Origin of the sequence: Luteimonas dalianensis (assembly GCF_049339425.1) — a bacterium.
GTDB lineage: Bacteria > Pseudomonadota > Gammaproteobacteria > Xanthomonadales > Xanthomonadaceae > Luteimonas > Luteimonas dalianensis.
Map to the genome: position 1 here is coordinate 41,381 of NZ_JBMPPO010000002.1, position 15,869 is coordinate 57,249.

Annotated in this window: 14 protein-coding genes; 2 read left to right on the forward strand and 12 right to left on the reverse strand. The window is 70.2% G+C overall.

Translation table 11 applies throughout. The features are described 5' to 3' along the window. Nucleotides 1-3: 3 nt before the first annotated feature. From ubiB to ACOZ90_RS02450, 8 genes are all read right to left on the reverse strand, one after another. On the reverse strand, nt 4-1,671 hold the full coding sequence (ubiB, locus tag ACOZ90_RS02415; RefSeq protein WP_422892041.1) for a ubiquinone biosynthesis regulatory protein kinase UbiB: 1,668 nt from the start codon (nt 1,669-1,671) through the stop codon (nt 4-6). Further along, complete coding sequence (locus tag ACOZ90_RS02420) at nt 1,668-2,318, reverse strand: ubiquinone biosynthesis accessory factor UbiJ (RefSeq protein ID WP_422892042.1); 651 nt, start codon at nt 2,316-2,318, stop codon at nt 1,668-1,670. Before ACOZ90_RS02420 ends, ubiB begins: the two co-directional genes overlap by 4 nt. Before the next feature lie 99 nt (nt 2,319-2,417). Continuing rightward, nucleotides 2,418-2,576, reverse strand: a complete 159-nt coding sequence (locus ACOZ90_RS02425) for a DUF1328 domain-containing protein (RefSeq protein WP_422892043.1) — start codon at nt 2,574-2,576, stop codon at nt 2,418-2,420. A 124-nt stretch (nt 2,577-2,700) separates the two neighbouring features. Then, entirely contained in the window at nt 2,701-3,696 is a 996-nt protein-coding gene (gene oleD / locus ACOZ90_RS02430; RefSeq protein ID WP_422892044.1) for a 2-alkyl-3-oxoalkanoate reductase, read from the reverse strand. Beyond that, on the reverse strand, nt 3,693-5,375 hold the full coding sequence (gene oleC, locus ACOZ90_RS02435) for an olefin beta-lactone synthetase (protein WP_422892045.1): 1,683 nt from the start codon (nt 5,373-5,375) through the stop codon (nt 3,693-3,695). The genes oleD and oleC overlap by 4 nt, the downstream gene beginning before the upstream one ends. Before the next feature lie 87 nt (nt 5,376-5,462). Beyond that, nucleotides 5,463-5,873: an OsmC family protein gene (locus ACOZ90_RS02440; RefSeq protein WP_422892046.1), complete on the reverse strand. Its 411-nt coding sequence runs from the start codon at nt 5,871-5,873 to the stop codon at nt 5,463-5,465. 85 nt (nt 5,874-5,958) lie between these two features. Beyond that, the gene (locus ACOZ90_RS02445) at nt 5,959-6,867 is read right to left on the reverse strand and encodes an alpha/beta fold hydrolase (protein ID WP_422892047.1); all 909 of its coding nucleotides are present in this window, start codon (nt 6,865-6,867) and stop codon (nt 5,959-5,961) included. 46 nt (nt 6,868-6,913) lie between these two features. After that, nucleotides 6,914-7,948: an Lnb N-terminal periplasmic domain-containing protein gene (locus ACOZ90_RS02450; protein ID WP_422892410.1), complete on the reverse strand. Its 1,035-nt coding sequence runs from the start codon at nt 7,946-7,948 to the stop codon at nt 6,914-6,916. Between the two features lie 208 nt (nt 7,949-8,156). On the opposite strand from ACOZ90_RS02450, the gene ACOZ90_RS02455 reads away from it, so the two are divergent. Beyond that, nucleotides 8,157-9,752, forward strand: a complete 1,596-nt coding sequence (locus tag ACOZ90_RS02455) for a M20/M25/M40 family metallo-hydrolase (RefSeq protein ID WP_422892048.1) — start codon at nt 8,157-8,159, stop codon at nt 9,750-9,752. 70 nt (nt 9,753-9,822) lie between these two features. On the opposite strand, the gene ACOZ90_RS02460 is transcribed toward ACOZ90_RS02455, so the two are convergent. The 3 genes from ACOZ90_RS02460 to ACOZ90_RS02470 form a co-directional block, all read right to left on the reverse strand. After that, a complete protein-coding gene (locus ACOZ90_RS02460) occupies nt 9,823-10,041 on the reverse strand; it encodes a hypothetical protein (RefSeq protein WP_422892049.1) in 219 nt (72 codons plus the stop codon). A gap of 191 nt (nt 10,042-10,232) precedes the next feature. Next, nucleotides 10,233-11,249: a 3-oxoacyl-ACP synthase III gene (locus ACOZ90_RS02465; RefSeq protein WP_422892050.1), complete on the reverse strand. Its 1,017-nt coding sequence runs from the start codon at nt 11,247-11,249 to the stop codon at nt 10,233-10,235. Nucleotides 11,250-11,333: 84 nt separating this feature from the next. Further along, nucleotides 11,334-11,651, reverse strand: coding sequence for a DUF4156 domain-containing protein (locus tag ACOZ90_RS02470; protein ID WP_422892051.1), 318 nt, complete (start codon nt 11,649-11,651; stop codon nt 11,334-11,336). Nucleotides 11,652-11,801: 150 nt separating this feature from the next. Here ACOZ90_RS02470 and ACOZ90_RS02475 point away from each other — a divergent pair, with 150 nt between their 5' ends. Then, nucleotides 11,802-12,527, forward strand: a complete 726-nt coding sequence (locus ACOZ90_RS02475) for an SDR family oxidoreductase (RefSeq protein WP_422892052.1) — start codon at nt 11,802-11,804, stop codon at nt 12,525-12,527. A 60-nt stretch (nt 12,528-12,587) separates the two neighbouring features. Here ACOZ90_RS02475 and ACOZ90_RS02480 read toward each other — a convergent pair whose 3' ends face one another. Beyond that, nucleotides 12,588-15,590 carry a TonB-dependent receptor gene (locus ACOZ90_RS02480; protein ID WP_422892053.1) on the reverse strand — a complete coding sequence of 1,001 codons (3,003 nt, stop codon included), beginning with the start codon at nt 15,588-15,590 and terminating at the stop codon, nt 12,588-12,590. Nucleotides 15,591-15,869: the final 279 nt, after the last annotated feature.

Genomic DNA, 15,869 nt, shown 5'->3' on the forward strand with positions numbered 1-15,869 from the left:
ACGTCAGCCGCGGCGCCAGGCGGCGATGAGGGCGGCCAGGCCGCACAGGCCGGCCGCCCAGGCGGCAACGGGAGCGCCGGCGATCTCCGGGCCACCGGCGTCCAGGCCGTACAGCACGGCCGCGGCGACCAGCAGCCCGGCCCCGGCAATCGCCGCCACCGCCCTGCGCTGCAGCGCGCGGATCTCGGCGGTCAGCGCCACCATGTCGTTCGAGCGCATCTGCAGCTCGTGCCGGCCGCTCACCTGCTGATCCAGCCAGGCGTGCACCAGGCGCGGCATCTCCGGCGTTTTCGTCACCAGCTCCGGCAGCCGCCGGCGGAACTCGCGCGCCAGCCGCTTCGGGCTGTAGCGCTCGGCCAGGATCTTCTCCAGCACCGGCCGCGCCACCGCCCAGATGTCGATCTTCGGATCCAGCAGCCGGCCCAGCCCCTCGATGCTGAGCAACGTCTTCTGCAGCAGGATCAGCTGCGGCTGCAGGGTCAGCTCGTACTTCTGCGCGGTGCGGAACAGCTTGCCCAGCACCTCGGCCAGCGAGATCTCCGACAGCGGCCGGGTGAAGTATGGCTCGCACACCCCGCGCACCGCCGCCTCCAGCTCGTCCAGGCGCACGTGCGCGGGCATCCAGCCGGCCTGCAGGTGCAGCTCGGCGATGCGCCGGTAGTCGCGGTTGAAGATGGCCATGAAGTTCTCGGCCAGGTAGTACTGATCCTCGCCCGAGAGCTGGCCCATGATCCCGAAATCCAGGGCGATGAAGCGCGGATCCTCGCGGCGGTTCTCATCGACCCAGATGTTGCCGGCGTGGGCGTCGGCGTGGAAGAAGTTGTCGCGGAACACCTGGGTGTAGAACACCCGCACGCCCTTGGCCGCCAGCGCGCGGCGGTCGATGCCGGCCGCGTCCAGCGCGGCGATGTCGTCGCTGGGAATCCCGCTCACCCGCTCCAGGGTCAGCACCCGCTCGGCGGTGTGCGACCAGATCGGCTCGGGCACGTACATGTCGGCCGAGCCCAGCCAGTTGCGCCGCAGCACCGAGGCGTTGGCGCCCTCGCGCTGCAGATCCAGCTCGGCGGCCAGGGTGTTCTCGATCTCGGCCACGATCTCGCGCGGGCGCAGCCGGTTGGCGCGCGGATGGGTGCGCTCGACCAGCCCGGCCAGCGTGCGCAGCACCGCGATGTCGTCCGCGATCTGCTTCTCGATCCCGGGCCGCAGCACCTTCACCACCACCTCGCGCGGCGGCGCGCCGCCCTCGCCGGCCAGCGTGGCCGCGTGCACCTGGGCGATCGAGGCCGAGGCCAGCGGCTCGATGTCGAAGCTGGCGAAGGCCTCGCCGATGCTGCGCTCCAGCGCCTCCTCCACCAGCCGGCGCGCCACGTCGCCGTCGAACGGCGCCACCTGATCCTGCAGCAGCGCCAGCTCTTCGGCGATATCCGGCGGCACCAGGTCGCGGCGGGTGGAGAGGATCTGGCCGAACTTGACGAACAGCGGGCCCAGCTCCTGCAGCGCCAGGCGCAGGCGCGCGCCGCGCGGCAGCGCCTGCACCTCGCGCGAGGCACGCGGCACGAACGGCCGCATCAGCTTCAGCCAGCGCTCGCCCGAGGTGCCGTCCAGCAGCGAATCCAGGCGGTAGCGCAGCAGCACCCGGCCGATGCGCGCGATCCTTCCCAGCGAACTCATGCGGCCAGGCCCGCCGCGGCGCGCAGCCGCCGGATCCGCACCTCCAGCCGTTCGACGTCGTCGCGCAGGGTGTCCACGTCCTCGTAGAAGGCTTCCAGCTCACCGCGTGCGACCACGTCGCGCGACTCCTCGGTGACGAACTCGGCGGCGCTGCGCGCCAGCGATCCGCCGGCCACCTTCGCCTGGCGCAGCGCGCCGCCCAGCGCCCGGGCGATCTGCACCCCGAGCACGTCGCCGAAGGCGGCCGCGAACGGCGCCTCCCAGTCCGGGTCAAACCCCTTCGCCAGCCCCTGCACCCGCCGCGCCAGCTCGGCGTCGCCTTCGATCCGCATCTTCCCCACCGGCGCGCCCTCGCCCGGGCGCAGGCCGGGCACCTGCGACAGCAGCCCGGCCAGGGTGGTGCGTACGGCCAGGTCCGGCTCGTGCTCCTGCTCGACCGGGCCGACCTTGAGCTGGCGATCGCGCACCGTCAGCTGCAGGGCCAGCGGCGGCGAATCCAGCCGCAGCACCAGGCGGCGGCCGTCGAGCGGGCCGAGTGCGTCGCGGGTGTCCGGATCAAGCTCCAGCGCGCGCGCCAGCGCGGCCTCGAGGGCACGGCCGGCCAGCGGCTTGAGCGAAGACAGCGGGGAGCGTGGCGGAGCGGTCATGGCCGCATTGTAGCGGCGCAGCGGCGCGGGTTCGCCGCGGCCGCCCACGAAAAAGCCCGCCGTCTCCGGCGGGCTCTTCGACGCTTGCGCGCGGGTCGCCTAGATTCCTCGACCGCGGATCAGCGAGATCACCGCGATCACCAGGAAGACGACGAACAGGATCCAGGCGATGTTGCCCATGGCACCGGCGAGTCCGGAGAATCCGAGCACCCCGGCGATGATGGCAAGCACGAAAAACAGCACGGCATAGTTGAGCATGGTCTCGACCTTTCCCTTGTGGGCTGTGGGCTGGTGGGTCGATCTTGCCGGGGGGCCGGTCTTCAACCGGTGATGATGAACCGGCCCGCGGGAGCGCTTTCAGCTTTGTCGGCGGCGCGTGAGCTCAGCGCGCCCGCCACGCCTGCGCCAGCCGTTCGAGCCCTTCGGCAATCGAAACCCTGGGCACGTAGCCGAAGTCGCGGGTGGCCGGGGCCATGTCGTACCAGTGGGTGGTGCTGAGCTGCTCGGCCAGGAAACGGGTGAGCGGCGGCTCGCCGCGCAGGCGCAGCAGCGGCCACAGCGTTTCGCTCACCGCCCCGACCGCATAGGCAACGCGGAACGGCACGGTCTTTGTCACCGGCGGCGCGCCGGCCGCGGCCAGCAGGCCGTTGAGGATCTCGCGCACCGGCTTGGGCTCGCCGTTGCTGATGAAGTAGGCCTTTCCGGCGCAGGCCGCGCCCGGGGCCAGGTGCTCGAAGGCCTTGAAGTGGGCGTCGGCGGCATTGTCGATGTAGGTGGTGTCGATGCGGTTGCTGCCGTCGCCGACGAAACGCAGCCGCCCCGCCTTGGCCCGCTCCACCATCCGCGGCAGCAGCTGGTTGTCGCCCGGCCCCCAGATCAGCCGCGGGCGCAGCGCCACCGTGGCCAGGTCCGGGCCGTTGGCCGCCAGCACCGCCTTCTCGGCAATGGTCTTGGTGGTCGCATACGGCGCCTTGAAGCCGCTGCCGTAGGGCACGGTCTCCGCGGTGCCGCCCTCGACCGGGTGGGTCTTGCGGTGGGTGACGCTGGGCGTGGAGGTGTATACCAGCCGGCCGATGCCGTGCGCACGGCAGGCGTCGAGCACGTTCTGCGTGCCGACCACGTTGGCGCGATGGTAGCTGTCGTAATCACCCCAGGCGCCGGCCTTGGCGGCGTTGTGGAAGATGGCCTCGGCGCCCTGCGTGGCAGCCATCACCGCAGCAGCGTCGGCGAGGTCGCCGCGCACCTGGCGCACGCCCAGCGCGTCCAGCTCCGGGTAGTGGCCGCGGTTGAAGCTGCTGACCTCATGTCCCTGCCCCACCAGGCCGCGGCACAGCGCCTGGCCGAGGAACCCGCCGCCGCCGGTCACCAGGATCTTCACTGCACCTTCCCCTGCGTTGCGCCGTGCCCGCCCGGGGTGCGCCTGAGCTGCGCCTGCGCCCACTGCGCCAGCTTCTCGCGCCCGATCTTGGCGTTGTGGCGGATGTCGACCGGAAAGCCCGGGTGGAACAGGAACGTCTCCACCTTCGCCGTGTGCACGTGGCCCTCGCCGATGTGCCGCAGCTCGTCCACGATGCGCCCGTACTGGTCTTTCGCAACGCCCGGCCCCGGCTCGACGCACAGCACCGGCCGCTGGGAGCCGCGCTCGCCGATGCCGACCAGGGCGGTGCGCGCAACGTCCGGATGCGTGTTGAAGACGGGTTCGACCTGCTCGGTGCACAGCGTGCCGGCACCGGCGGTGACCACCCGCTGCGATTTGCGGCCGCAGAACCACAGCCGGCCTTCGGCATCGAAGTAACCCAGGTCGCCCATGCGGTGGACGATGCGCTCGCTGCCGTCGGGCAGCGTTTCGCGGATCTTGGCCAGCCGGGTCTGCCCGTCGCGGTTGAAGTAGGTGTCGGTGACCGTGGGCCCGGCCACGGTGATCTCGCCGACCAGGCCGCCGCCGACCATCAGCGCGTCCGACCATTCGGGAATGGCGTCGTCGCTGACGCGGATGATGCGCACCTCGTTCGGCGGCACCGGCCGGCCCACGCAGGTCCCTGCGCCCTGGGCGGTGCGATCGCGCAGGGCGACCAGCTCGGCGCCCTCCACCACCGACACCGGCAGGCACTCGGTGGCGCCATAGGGCGTCCAGAATCCGGCATCGCCGGGCAGCAGCTCGCGCATGCGCGCCACGACTTCCGAAGGCACCGGCGCGCCGGCCGAGGTCACCCGCTTCAGGGTCGGCAGCGGCTTGCCGTACTCGGCCAGCACCCGCATCAGCGCCGGCGAGCCGAACAGCTGGTCGACGCCGAAGCGCTCGATCGCCGCGTGCAGCTTCACCGGGCTGGCCCGCGCCGGCCGGGTCGGATCCATGTCGGGGATGATCGAGGTCAGGCCCAGCGCCGGGTCGAACAGCGCGAACGGCGGGAACGTGGGCAGATCCACCCCGCCGGGCTGGATTCCAAAGGCGCTGCCCAGCATTTCCGCCTGGGCCAGGAAATGCCGGTGGCGATAGACCACGCCCTTGGGCACGCCGGTGGAGCCGCTGGTGAACAGGATCGCGGCGACGTCGTCCGGACCGGTCTCGACCAGCTGCGGCCCGGCCCCGGCGCCGGCGGCCTCGACTTGTACCAGGGTGGCATCGGCCAGCAGCGCGCGGCCGCCGGTGGTGATGCGGGTGCGCGCCGCCCTGGCCCAGCCCAGCAGCGCGCGCGCGAACATCGCCAGCGGGATGCCGATGAAGGCCTGCGGCTCGGCCTCGTCCAGGCACTGGCGCAGGGCACGCTTGTTGATGCCCGGGTCCACCAGCACCGGCACCGCGCCGGCCTTGAACAGCGCGAACATCAGCAGGAAGAACTCGGGCGTGGGCCGCACCATCACCACCGCCCGGCTGCCGCGCACGATCCCGCGCATGGCCAGCCCGGCGGCGATGGCGTTGCTGCGGTGGTCCAGCTCGCCATAGGTGAGCGCGTTGGCGTAGCTGCCGTCGCGGCCGGGGTAGCGCATGGCGATGCGGTCGGGGGCTTCGGCCGCCAGGCGCGGCAGGGCGGCGGCGATGTTGCAGGGCTCGGTCATCGCCCGATTATCGCCGCTTGTGCCCATCACCGCTGGCAACACCTGGATCGTTCACTGCCTACGCCCCCGACACCCGGGAACGGCCCATCAACCAGCCAGCGCCGTATCGATCCGGATCTCCCCGGCCAGCAGCTTGTGCACCGGACAGGCCTCGGCGATCTGCTTCAGGCGCTCGCGCTGGGCCTCGTCCAGGTCGCCCTTCAGCGCCACCCGGCGCTGGATGTCGTTGCCGGCCTCCGGCTTGCCGTCCGGGTTGAGCACCAGATCCACCGTCACGTCTTCCAGCGGCCACTGCTTGCGCGCCGCGTACATCTTCAGCGTGATCGCGGTGCACGCGCCCAGCGCCGAGAGCACCAGCTGCATCGGATCGGGCGCGGTGTCGCCGCCGCCGAGCGACTCGGGCTCGTCGGCCTGCCAGCGGTGGCCGGCGGGATTGGTGAAATCGACGATGTAATCGGTCTGCGTGCTCTGCGCACGCACGCGGGCGGCGTCTGCCATGTCCAAGCTCCGGGCGGGGAATACGGCCAGCATAGCGCCGCCGGCGCCCCGGCCCGGTCAAGCCGGTGGAACGGCGCGTCCCGCCTCAGCCGGGCAGCGGATTCGCATCCAGGAAGGCCCGGATTTCCGGCACCAGCACCTCGTGCTTGTCCTCCAGCACGTAGTGCCCCGAATCTTCGAACGCATGCACCTGCGCCTGCGGCAGCGCCCTGCGGAAGCCGTCGAGGAAGTGGTGGTCGAACACGAAGTCCTTCAGCCCCCAGCCAATGAACGCCGGCCGGTCCGCATAGCCGGGCAGCGCCGCCGCCGCCTGCTCCAGCAGCGGCCAGGCGCGGTCACCCGCGCGCAGCGGGATGTCCTGCATGAAGCGCAGGGTGCTGATGGCGTTTTTCCAGCCGTCATACGGGGCCGTGTAGCCACGGCGCACGTCGGCCGGCAATTTCCGCTTGGTGCCCAGCAGCGCCGCCCCGCGCGCAAACAGGTTGAAGCGCCGGATCAGCCAGCCGCCGACGCGCGAATCGCGCCCCATCGTCAGCTGCCACGGCATCGGCTTCACCTCGGGCAGCGGGAACGCCGCCGTGTTGAGGATCACCAGCCGCTTCACCCGCCCGCTGTGCGCCAGCGCCCAGCCGAAGCCGATCATCCCGCCCCAGTCGTGCACCGCCAGCGTCACCGGCCCGTCGATGCCCAGGTGGTCGAGCAGCGCACCCAGGTCGTCCACCCGCGACTGCAGGGTGTAGTCGTAGCGCGGCGACGCGCCGGGCGCGTCATCCGGCTTGTCCGACAGGCCCATGCCCACGTGGTCGGGCACGATGCACCGGTAGCGATCGGAAAGCCCCGCCACCAGATGCCGCCAGTAGAAACTCCACGACGGATTGCCGTGGACCATCACCACCACCTCGCCGTCGCGCGGGCCCTCATCGAGGTAGGACATCTGGATGCCGGGGCGGACGAGGAAGCGCTGGGGACTGGTGGGGTAGTCTGGAAATCGCATGAAGGCGGGGCGCAGGCAGGGGCTGCGATTGTAAGGCCGCGGCGGATTACGGGGCGTTGCCCGCCGGCCGGGAACCCCCTGCGCCGCCCGCTCCCGGCACGCCCTGCCGGATCACGCTGGAAAACTCTTCCGGCCCGGCATCGGCCGGCAGCGCGGTGGCGCGCGGATTGATGTAACCGCGCTGCTGCAGTTCTTCATACGCGTAGCCGGACGCCAGCCCGCCCTGGTCATGCACGTAGCGCGCGAAGTAGCCGGACAGCAGCAGCCGGTAGTCGAGCGGGATTCCGGGGGCGATGCGGCGCGCCAGCGCGAAGATGATCGTGGTGCAGTTGCTGGTCAGCGTGTTGTAGAACGCCGGCTCCCTGCGCAGCGCCGCGGCCTCGTCGAGGTAGCCGGCGAACAGGGCCCGCAGCGCCTCGGGCGGCACATCCAGCCGGTACAGGTAGACGTCCTCGCCGCGGGCGTTGCTGCGCGTGCGCACGATGTCGTTCTCGTCGGCCGCCACCAGCACCTGCTCGAACCTGCGGAAAAACCCGCCGATGGCCGAGAACGACTCCTGCCGCTCCTTGCGGATCTCCAGCGAAAACACCAGCCGCTGACCGTCATCAAAGCCGAACGAAACAAGCGTGTGCGCGATTGCCGGTCCCATCCAGTAAGACATCACCAGGTCGGCCGAAACCAGCCGGTCCAGGTCGTATTCGCGGGTCTCCCAGCGCGCGGTGTAGTCTTCGGCGGTGCGCCATTGGAAGTTGCGCACGTTGTGCAGGGTGACGTGGCTGCCAGAGACCTCGGGCACCAGCAGCCGGGCGACATCGTCCGCCCACTCGCGGTCGTGCGACGGCGTGAGCGTGCTCCACCAGGCCAGCAGCGCAACCAGCGCAAGGCCGAAACCCGGCAACGCCCGGCGCCCCCACTTCCCGCGCCGGCGGATGCAGGCCACCAGTGCGCCCAGGCCAAGCAGGCACCACCCGGCGATCACCAGCAGCCGCACCGGCGCCTGGCCAGGCAGCTGGAACCACAGCGCCAGCGCGCCCCACCCGGCCGCCAGGACCACGGCGGCCGCCAGCGCGAATGCGACCATTCCGGAGAAAAAGGGGTTGCGCGCCACGCCGTCGGACCGCAGGTCGGGAGGGCTGGCGATACTAACCGGGGCGCGATCGTCATGACGCATGCAGGACCGTCCCGCGGCGGATGCAGCGCCCCGTGACTAAAGGCCGGTGAGCGCGGCGCCCGTTGCCGCTAGAGTTTCCGGCCGCAGGCGCCGCACCGTGGCGCGAAAGGAAATCCCGATGTTGAAGCGTTGTGCACTGGTGGCCGGCCTGGCCCTCCTCAGCGGCCTGGCCGTGGCCAATGAGCCGGTCGACCTGGACATGGTCAGCCGGATCCGCCAGGAGGCCTTCCACAATTCGCAGGTGATGGCGACTTTCAGCCACCTCACCGAGAACATCGGCGCGCGCCTGACCAACTCCCCGCAGATGGCCCAGGCCAATGCCTGGACCCGCGGCAAGTTCAACGAATGGGGCCTGGCCAACGTTCACGACGACGCCTTCGACGACTTCGGCCGCGGCTGGGAGTTCAGCTCGGCCAGCGTGGAAATGCTCAGCGACCGCGCCCAGCAGCTGCACGCCCTGCCCAAGGCCTGGACCCCGGGCACCAACGGCCCGGTGGAAGGCGAGCTGGTGCACGTGGAGATCAAGAAGCTGGCCGACATCGAGACCTACCGCGGCAAGCTGGGTGGCAAGATCCTGCTGCTGGGCGAGGCCCGCGAATACAAGCGCGGCACCGAACCGGATTCGCACCGCCACGACGCCACGTCGCTGGAAGGACTGCAGCAGTTCACCGTGCCCAGGACCGCGGACGCCGACCGGGCGAAGCGGGTCAGGGAGTACGGCGAGCGCCAGGAGCTCAACCGGGCCGTGAACACCTTCTTCGCCGAGGAAGGCGCGCTGGCCGCGATCAGCATCAGCAGCTGGGACAACGGCATCATCCGCGTCGCCGGCGGCGGTTCGCGCAAGGCCGGCGAGCCGGTGGGCATCCCGGAGCTGGCGATGATCGCCGAGCATTTTAACCCGCTGGTGCGCGCGCTCAAGGCCGGGCAGACCGTGCGCCTGCGCGTCAACGTCGACGCGCGTTTCATCCACGAGGCCAACCAGCCCGGCTACAACACCATCGCCGAGATCCCCGGCCGCGGGCGCAAGGCCGCCGAGATCGTGATGATGGGCGCGCACATGGACTCCTGGCACACCGGCACCGGCGCCGCCGACAACGCCGCCGGCGTCGCGGTCATGATGGAGGCCATGCGCATCCTCAAGGCGGTGGGCGCGCAGCCCGACCGCACCATCCGGGTGGCGCTGTGGAGCGGCGAGGAGCAGGGCCTGGTGGGCTCGCAGGACTACGTCGCGCGCAACTTCGCCGCCTGGCCCGAACCCACCGACCCGGCGCAGAAGGCGCTGCCGGCCTCGCTGCGCGAACCCACCGGCGCCCTGCGCAAGACCCGCGACTACGACCGCTTCTCGGTCTACTTCAACATGGACAACGGCTCGGGCCGCTTCCGCGGCATCTACGCCCAGGAGAACCTGGCGGCGATGCCGATCTTCGAAGCCTGGCTCAAGCCCTTCCACGACGTTGGCGCCACGACCGTGGCCACACGCAACACCGGCAGCACCGACCACATCGCGTTTGATCGCGTCGGCCTGCCCGGCTTCCAGTTCATCCAGGACCGGCTCGACTACTTCACCAACGTCCACCACACCCACCTGGACACCTGGGACCACGTGGAGCCCGAGGACCTGAAGCAGGCGGCGGCGATCGTGGCCTCGTTCGCGTATCACGCGGCGATGCGCGAGGAGCTGATGCCGCGCAAGCCCGTCCTCGCCCCGAAGTAATCCCTGGCGCCACGGCTCCCACGCCGGGGGCCGGGCGATCATGGCGCCGCCGTACTCCGGCGGCTGCGGGTCATTGCGCTTTGCGGCTGGCGATCCGGAAGGCCACGTACGCCGCGACCAGGGCGAGCAGCACCGAAACCATCATGACGGCGGGCAGCAGCCACCCGGGCGCCCCGTCGAATGCGGCGACGATGCGCGGGCCGAGCAGGATGCCGGTGACGGAACCGGCCAGCGCCAACAGGAATACCAAGAGCGCGCGGCGGAAGGAAAGGCGTCGATCAGCTGTCATTTCCAGTCCTGGTGGGCAGCCTCCTGCATTGTATGGCTTGGCCCTCGACTGCACCTTGTTGGTGGCGATCGCCTGCACCGGCGGCACCCCGGCGGCCAGCAGGGCCGGGATGGAAATCAGCCCGCCGCGAGGACCGGAAACGACGGAGGCCGGACAAGCCGGCCCCCGCATGCATCAATGGGCGACGGCGCTTACCAGACCACCTCGGCCATCGAGCAGTTCAGCCCCGAGCCGATGCCCAGCAGCGCAATCCGGTTGCCCTTCTTCAGTCGTCCTTCCTCGCGCAGCTTGCTGAGCACGATCGGCACCGATGCCGGCCCGATGTTGCCGTGTTCGCCGAAGATGGTCATGACCTTCTTGGGGTCGATGCCCATGGCGCGGGTGAAGGCCTTGGTGTGGGCCTTGCTGACCTGGTGGATGACGAACTCGTCCAGCTCGCCGACCACCCAGCCAAGCTTCTGGCTGGCGACCTGGAAGGTCTTCTGGGCCAGCTTCACGCCCTCGATCAGCAGGGTGCGGGTGTCGGTGACCATGCCGTCCAGGTTGCCCCGGCACAGCTTGTTCCATTCGGTGGCGGCGCGGGTGACGCCGCCGCGGTAGCGCGGCGCGCCCGGGGCCAGCTCGGCGCGGGCCATGACCATGGCGGCGGCGCCGGAGCCCAGCGTGAGCGTGGCCATCTCGTTGCGGAAATCCTCGGCGGTGACGTCGGCGCGGGTCATGCGCTCGATGGTCTTCTCGTAGGCCAGGTCGGCGGTCTCGCCGTCGACGATCAGGGCGTAGTCGATCTCGCCACGCTCGATCATGCGGCTGGCGATGTCCATGCCGTTGATGAAGGCCAGGCAGGCGTTGGCGATATCGAAGTTCTGGCACTCGTCGCCCAGGCCCAGATTGCCGCTGACGATGCTGGCCGTGGACGGCTCCAGGTAGTCGCGGCTGACCGAGGTGTTGACCAGCAGGCCGACCTTGTCCGGGTCGATGCCGGCGTCGGCCAGCGCCTTCACCCCGGCCAGGGTGGCGGCATCGGAGGCCTTCACGTCGCCGTCCCACAGGCGCCGGGCGCTGATGCCGGCGATGTCGTTGAAGACGTCGTAGCGGATCCCGAGCTTGTCCAGGGTGGGCTTGAGGCGGGCGTTCAGCTCGTCACTGGAGAGCCGGCGCGGCGCGTCGATGTGGGCCAGGCCGGCGATGGCGACGTGTTGGAACAGCATGATGGGCGTACCGGAAACGGGGACAAAAGAGAACCAATGTTACAGGCTTCCGGAAGTTGGCGCATTTTTCACCGTTTCCCCCGTTCAGCCGGCCCCGCCGCAGCGCCAGGCGGCGAAGCGCTGGGTGCCGTTGAGCGGCTCGGTCAGCGCGTGCATGGTGTCGGCGCCCAGGCCGGGGCCTTCGTTGCGGGCCAGGGTCTCCAGCTCCTCGCGCACCCGCAGCGGGTTGCGCTCGACGAAGGCGATGGAGTGCTTCACCGAGACCTCCACCTCGCCCAGCTTCTGGCAGCCGGTGGGCGCCGAGGACGCGATGCGCACGGCGCTGGCGCCGGGGGCCATCTTCACCCAGGTGCAGCCACCCAAGGCCAAAGCAAGGGAAACGGGAATCAGCAGCTGGCGCATCGGGCGGTCACCATGTGAATACGCGGCCGATAGTGCTGGCTGGGGCGGCGGCTGGCAACCGGCGGCGCCGTCCGGACAGGGGCGGCAGCGGAGTCCGTTCAGCCGCCGCGCTGAGCCCGCGCCAACCGCTGATGCGGCACACTGGCGGCCATGGACAATTCCCTGCACGCGCTGGTGACCGGCGCCAACCGCGGCCTCGGCCTTGAATTCACCCGCCAGCTGCTGGCCCGCGGCGACCGGGTGGTGGCCACCTGCCGCCAGCCCGGCAGGGCCACCGCGCTCAATGCCCTGGCCGGCGAATACCCCGGCCGCCTGCACGTGCTGCCGCTGGACGTGGCCGAGCCGAAGTCGCACGCGGAGCTGGCCCGCGAGCTGCCGCTGGTGCTGGGAGGCGACGACGGCAAGGAGCCGGCCCGCCTGGGCCTGCTGCTCAACAACGCCGGCGTGCTGCATTCGGGCGAGCGCTTCGGCCGCCTGGGCGCGGACAACCTGGAGCACAGCTTCCGCATCAACGCGATGGGCCCGCTGCTGCTGACCCAGGCGCTGGCCCCGCTGCTGGCCGACGGCGCGCGGGTGGTGAACCTGTCCTCGCGGCTGGGCTCGATCACCGAAACCAAACGCTTCGGCACCCCCAGCTACAACATCAGCAAGGCGGCGCTGAACATGGCCACGGTGCTGATGGCCCAGGCGCTGGGCGGGCGCGAGATCGTGGTGTTCGCGATCAGCCCCGGCTGGGTGCGCACCGAGATGGGCGGCGCCGACGCCGAGGTGGCGCCGGAGGACGCGGTGGCGGGTGTGCTGCGGCAGGCCGATGCCGTGCAGCCCACCGACAGCGGCCGCTTCATCGGCACGGACGGGGAAACGATCCCCTGGTAGCCCCACAAAAGCAGGGGCCGGCCCGCGTCGGTGCGCGGGCCGGCCCGTTGCCACCCGGGGTCAGAAGTTCAGGCGCACGCCGGCCATGAAGCGCTGGCCGAACCGCTCGAACTCGCTGACCCGACGGCGGTCACCCTGGTAGCGGATGCCCGGCTCGTTGAGCAGGTTGTTGGCGTCGAAGTACATCTCGACGTTGTCGTTGAAGGCATAGCGCAGCGAGAAGTCCAGCCGGCCGACGTCGTCCCAGTACTCGTCGCCCATGATGTCGCCGTCGCCGATGCCGTCGATCCACTCGGTGCGGTGCTGCCAGCTCAGGCGGGCCGACAGGCCGTAGGCCTCGTAGTACACCGACGCGTTGTAGATCGTGTCCGAGGTGCCCGGCAGGGAGACCTTGCGGCCGTCCGGGGTGGTCGCTTCGCTGTCGTTGAAGTTGACGTTGGCGGTCACGCCGAAGTCGCCCACCCACATCGGCAGGTTGAAGCGCTCGGCCAGCCAGCCGAACTTCTGCGAGTACGCCATCTCCAGGCCCATCAGATGGCCGTCGCCGCCGTTGGCGAGGGTGAAGTAGCGGTACTCGGAGCGGTCGATGTCCGGGGTGTTGAGGTCATCGCTGCCGAACTGCGGGATGGAGACGTCGAACAGCACGTCGCGCAGGTCCTTGTAGTACACGCCGGCCGAGAAGAAGCCCTGCGGACGCATGTACCACTCGAAGTAGGCGTCGAAGCCGATCGACTTCTCGGTCTCCGCATACGGGTTGCCGCCGTCGATCTCCTGGTCCTCGTCGCTGATGGCGAAGTTCGGGCGCAGGTCGGTGTAGTCCGGTCGGGCGGCGCCGGTGTTGGCCGAGAAGCGCAGCTTCATCTCGTCGTTGAGGTCCCAGTTGACGTGCACGCTGGGGAAGAACTCCACGCCGCTCTCGGTGATGGTGACCGGAGCGAAGTTGCCGTCGTCGTCCTCGGTGTGGGCGGAGGATTCGTTGCGGGTGTACTCGCCGCGCACGCCGGCAACCACGTTGCCCCAGTCGTAGTGGCTGGTGACCATGCCGTAGACGGCGGCGATCTGCTCGGTGACCTTGTACCACTCCTCGAACGCAACCACGTCGTCGTACTCGCCCACGCCCTGGGCGCGCAGGCCGTTGAGCAGGGCCCAGGCCTTGGCCTCGTCGTGGTAGCGGAAGGCGTAGCCCAGCGGCAGGTTGCCCTTGTAGGGCTTGTCGGTGGCGATGCCGGCCATGGTCGGCATGGCAATGCCCGCGGCGGCCAGGTGGTCGGCGTCGATCAGGAACTCGGTCTCGTTCATCTCCTTGGTACGGTCGTCGTACTGGAAGCCGAACTGCAGCTCGGTGGGCTGGCCGAACAGGTCGATGTCGCGGAACAGGTCCAGGCGGGTGCTGTAGGAGTCGGTGACCGCCTTGTCCTCGCCCGAGGTGAGGCGCACGAAGTCATAGTCGTGCGAGTCCAGCGAGCGCTTCAGGTTGCCCTTGGAGAAGGAGCCGTCGGGGTTGACGATGGTCTCCCACAGGGTGACGCGGTGCAGCTCGCGGTTGGTGAAGTCGTAGTCGACGGTCGGCCGCAGGCTGCGGTCTTCCGGGCTGACCCAGGTGGAGCCGAAGCCGGGGCCGCCCTTGTCCTCGGCGCGGGTGTAGTTCACCCGCCAGCTGGTACGCCAGTCGGTGAACGACTGGTCGCCGCCCAGGGTGGTGGTGAAGATGCTCTGCTCGGAGTTGCCGATGTTCTGGGTGGTGTCCATCTCCACGCCGTACACGGTGCCCAGGTACGGGGTGTTGCCGGTGCGGACGTCGGCATAGCCGTCGCCGCGCTCGCCGCTGTCGGTATCGACCGCGTCGGCGTCGAAGTCGAACTCCCACGCGTTGCGCATTTCGTGGTCGGTGAAGCGGGTGTAGATGGAACTCAGGAAGAAGCTGTGGTTGCTGTCGGGGCGGAACTCCAGGCGGCCGCTGACCGACTCGTTCTCGCGGGTGAGGCGGTAGAGCTTGTTCTGGTGGGCGTCGAACCACACGCGCTGGTCGTTGCCCGGCTCCTGGTCCTCGTCGGCGACTTCAGGGTCGGACTCGAAGTTGTCGGTGACCATGTCGCGCGAGTACTTGCTGGCCGACACCAGCACGCCCCAGCGGTCATCGGCGAACTTGTTGGAGATGAAGCCGCCCCAGTTGTACTGCTTGCCGCCACCCAGGTCGTTGTAGCCGATGCCCAGGTCGCCGCCGATCTTCAGGCCTTCGTAGTCGAACGGGCTGCGGGTGATGATGTCGATGTTGCCGGCCAGGGTTTCGCTGGGCATGGCGGCGGTGATCGCCTTGCGGGCGATGACCTGGCTGCCGATGGCCGAGGGAATGGTGTCCAGGCGGGCGACTCGGCCGGCCGGGCTGATCACGTTGACGCCGTCGAAGGCGATGGTCGTCCAGCGCGAGGGCGCGCCGCGCAGGTTGACGTAGCGCTCCTGGCCCTGGTCACGCTCCACCGCGATGCCGGGCAGGCGGCTGAGGGCGGCGGCGACGTTCTGGTCGGGGAAGCGGCCGATGGAGTCGGCGGCAACCACGTTGACCAGCGAGGTCGAGGCGCGCTGGGCCTGCAGGGCCGCGTACTCGGACTCGGCGATCGGGCGCGCGGCGGTGACCACCACCGCGTCGAAGTCGGCGGCCTCGACGTTGCCTGACTGGCCGACGTCCAGGACGATCGACGTGGTCTGGCCGGCGACGACGTCGACGTGCTGGGTGAAATCGTCGCGGCCGACGTAGCTGACCGTCAGCTCATGGCGGCCGGCCGGCACCCGGTGCATGGTGAAGCTGCCGTCGGAGCCGGTCACGTCGACCACGTTCTGGCCGGCAATGCGCACTTCGGCCCCGGCGAGGTAGCCGCCGCGGCCGGCGTCGGTCACCACGCCGCTCACGGTGCCGCTGTCGACGCGCGCGGCAAGCTGGCCATCGCTGGCGCCGGCCATCGCCACGGCCGGGGTGGAGGAGCTGGAGGCGGTCTGCGCATGCGCCGGGGCGTGCAGGCCCAGCGCCAGGGCGAGCGCCGTGGCGAGCGTGGTGGTTCTGTACATCGGTGGATTTCCTCTGGAGCGTGGGGGAGAGCAGGCGGGCGTGCCGCTGGCGGCCCGGTCGTGGTGGTGGCGCAGCCTGTCCGTGGCTCATCGCCCCGCGCGGGCGCGGGTTCGAGGTCATCCATGTGCAATGCCCCTGCTCCCCATGGCGGCGCGCAAGCGGATGCGCGGGCCAGGGGCGGGGCAAATGGAACAGGGCCCGCAAGGCGGGCCCTGTTCAGGAGGAAATGATCAATGGCGGCGGTGGCAACCGCAGGTCAAAAGCGTTTCGATTTCGTT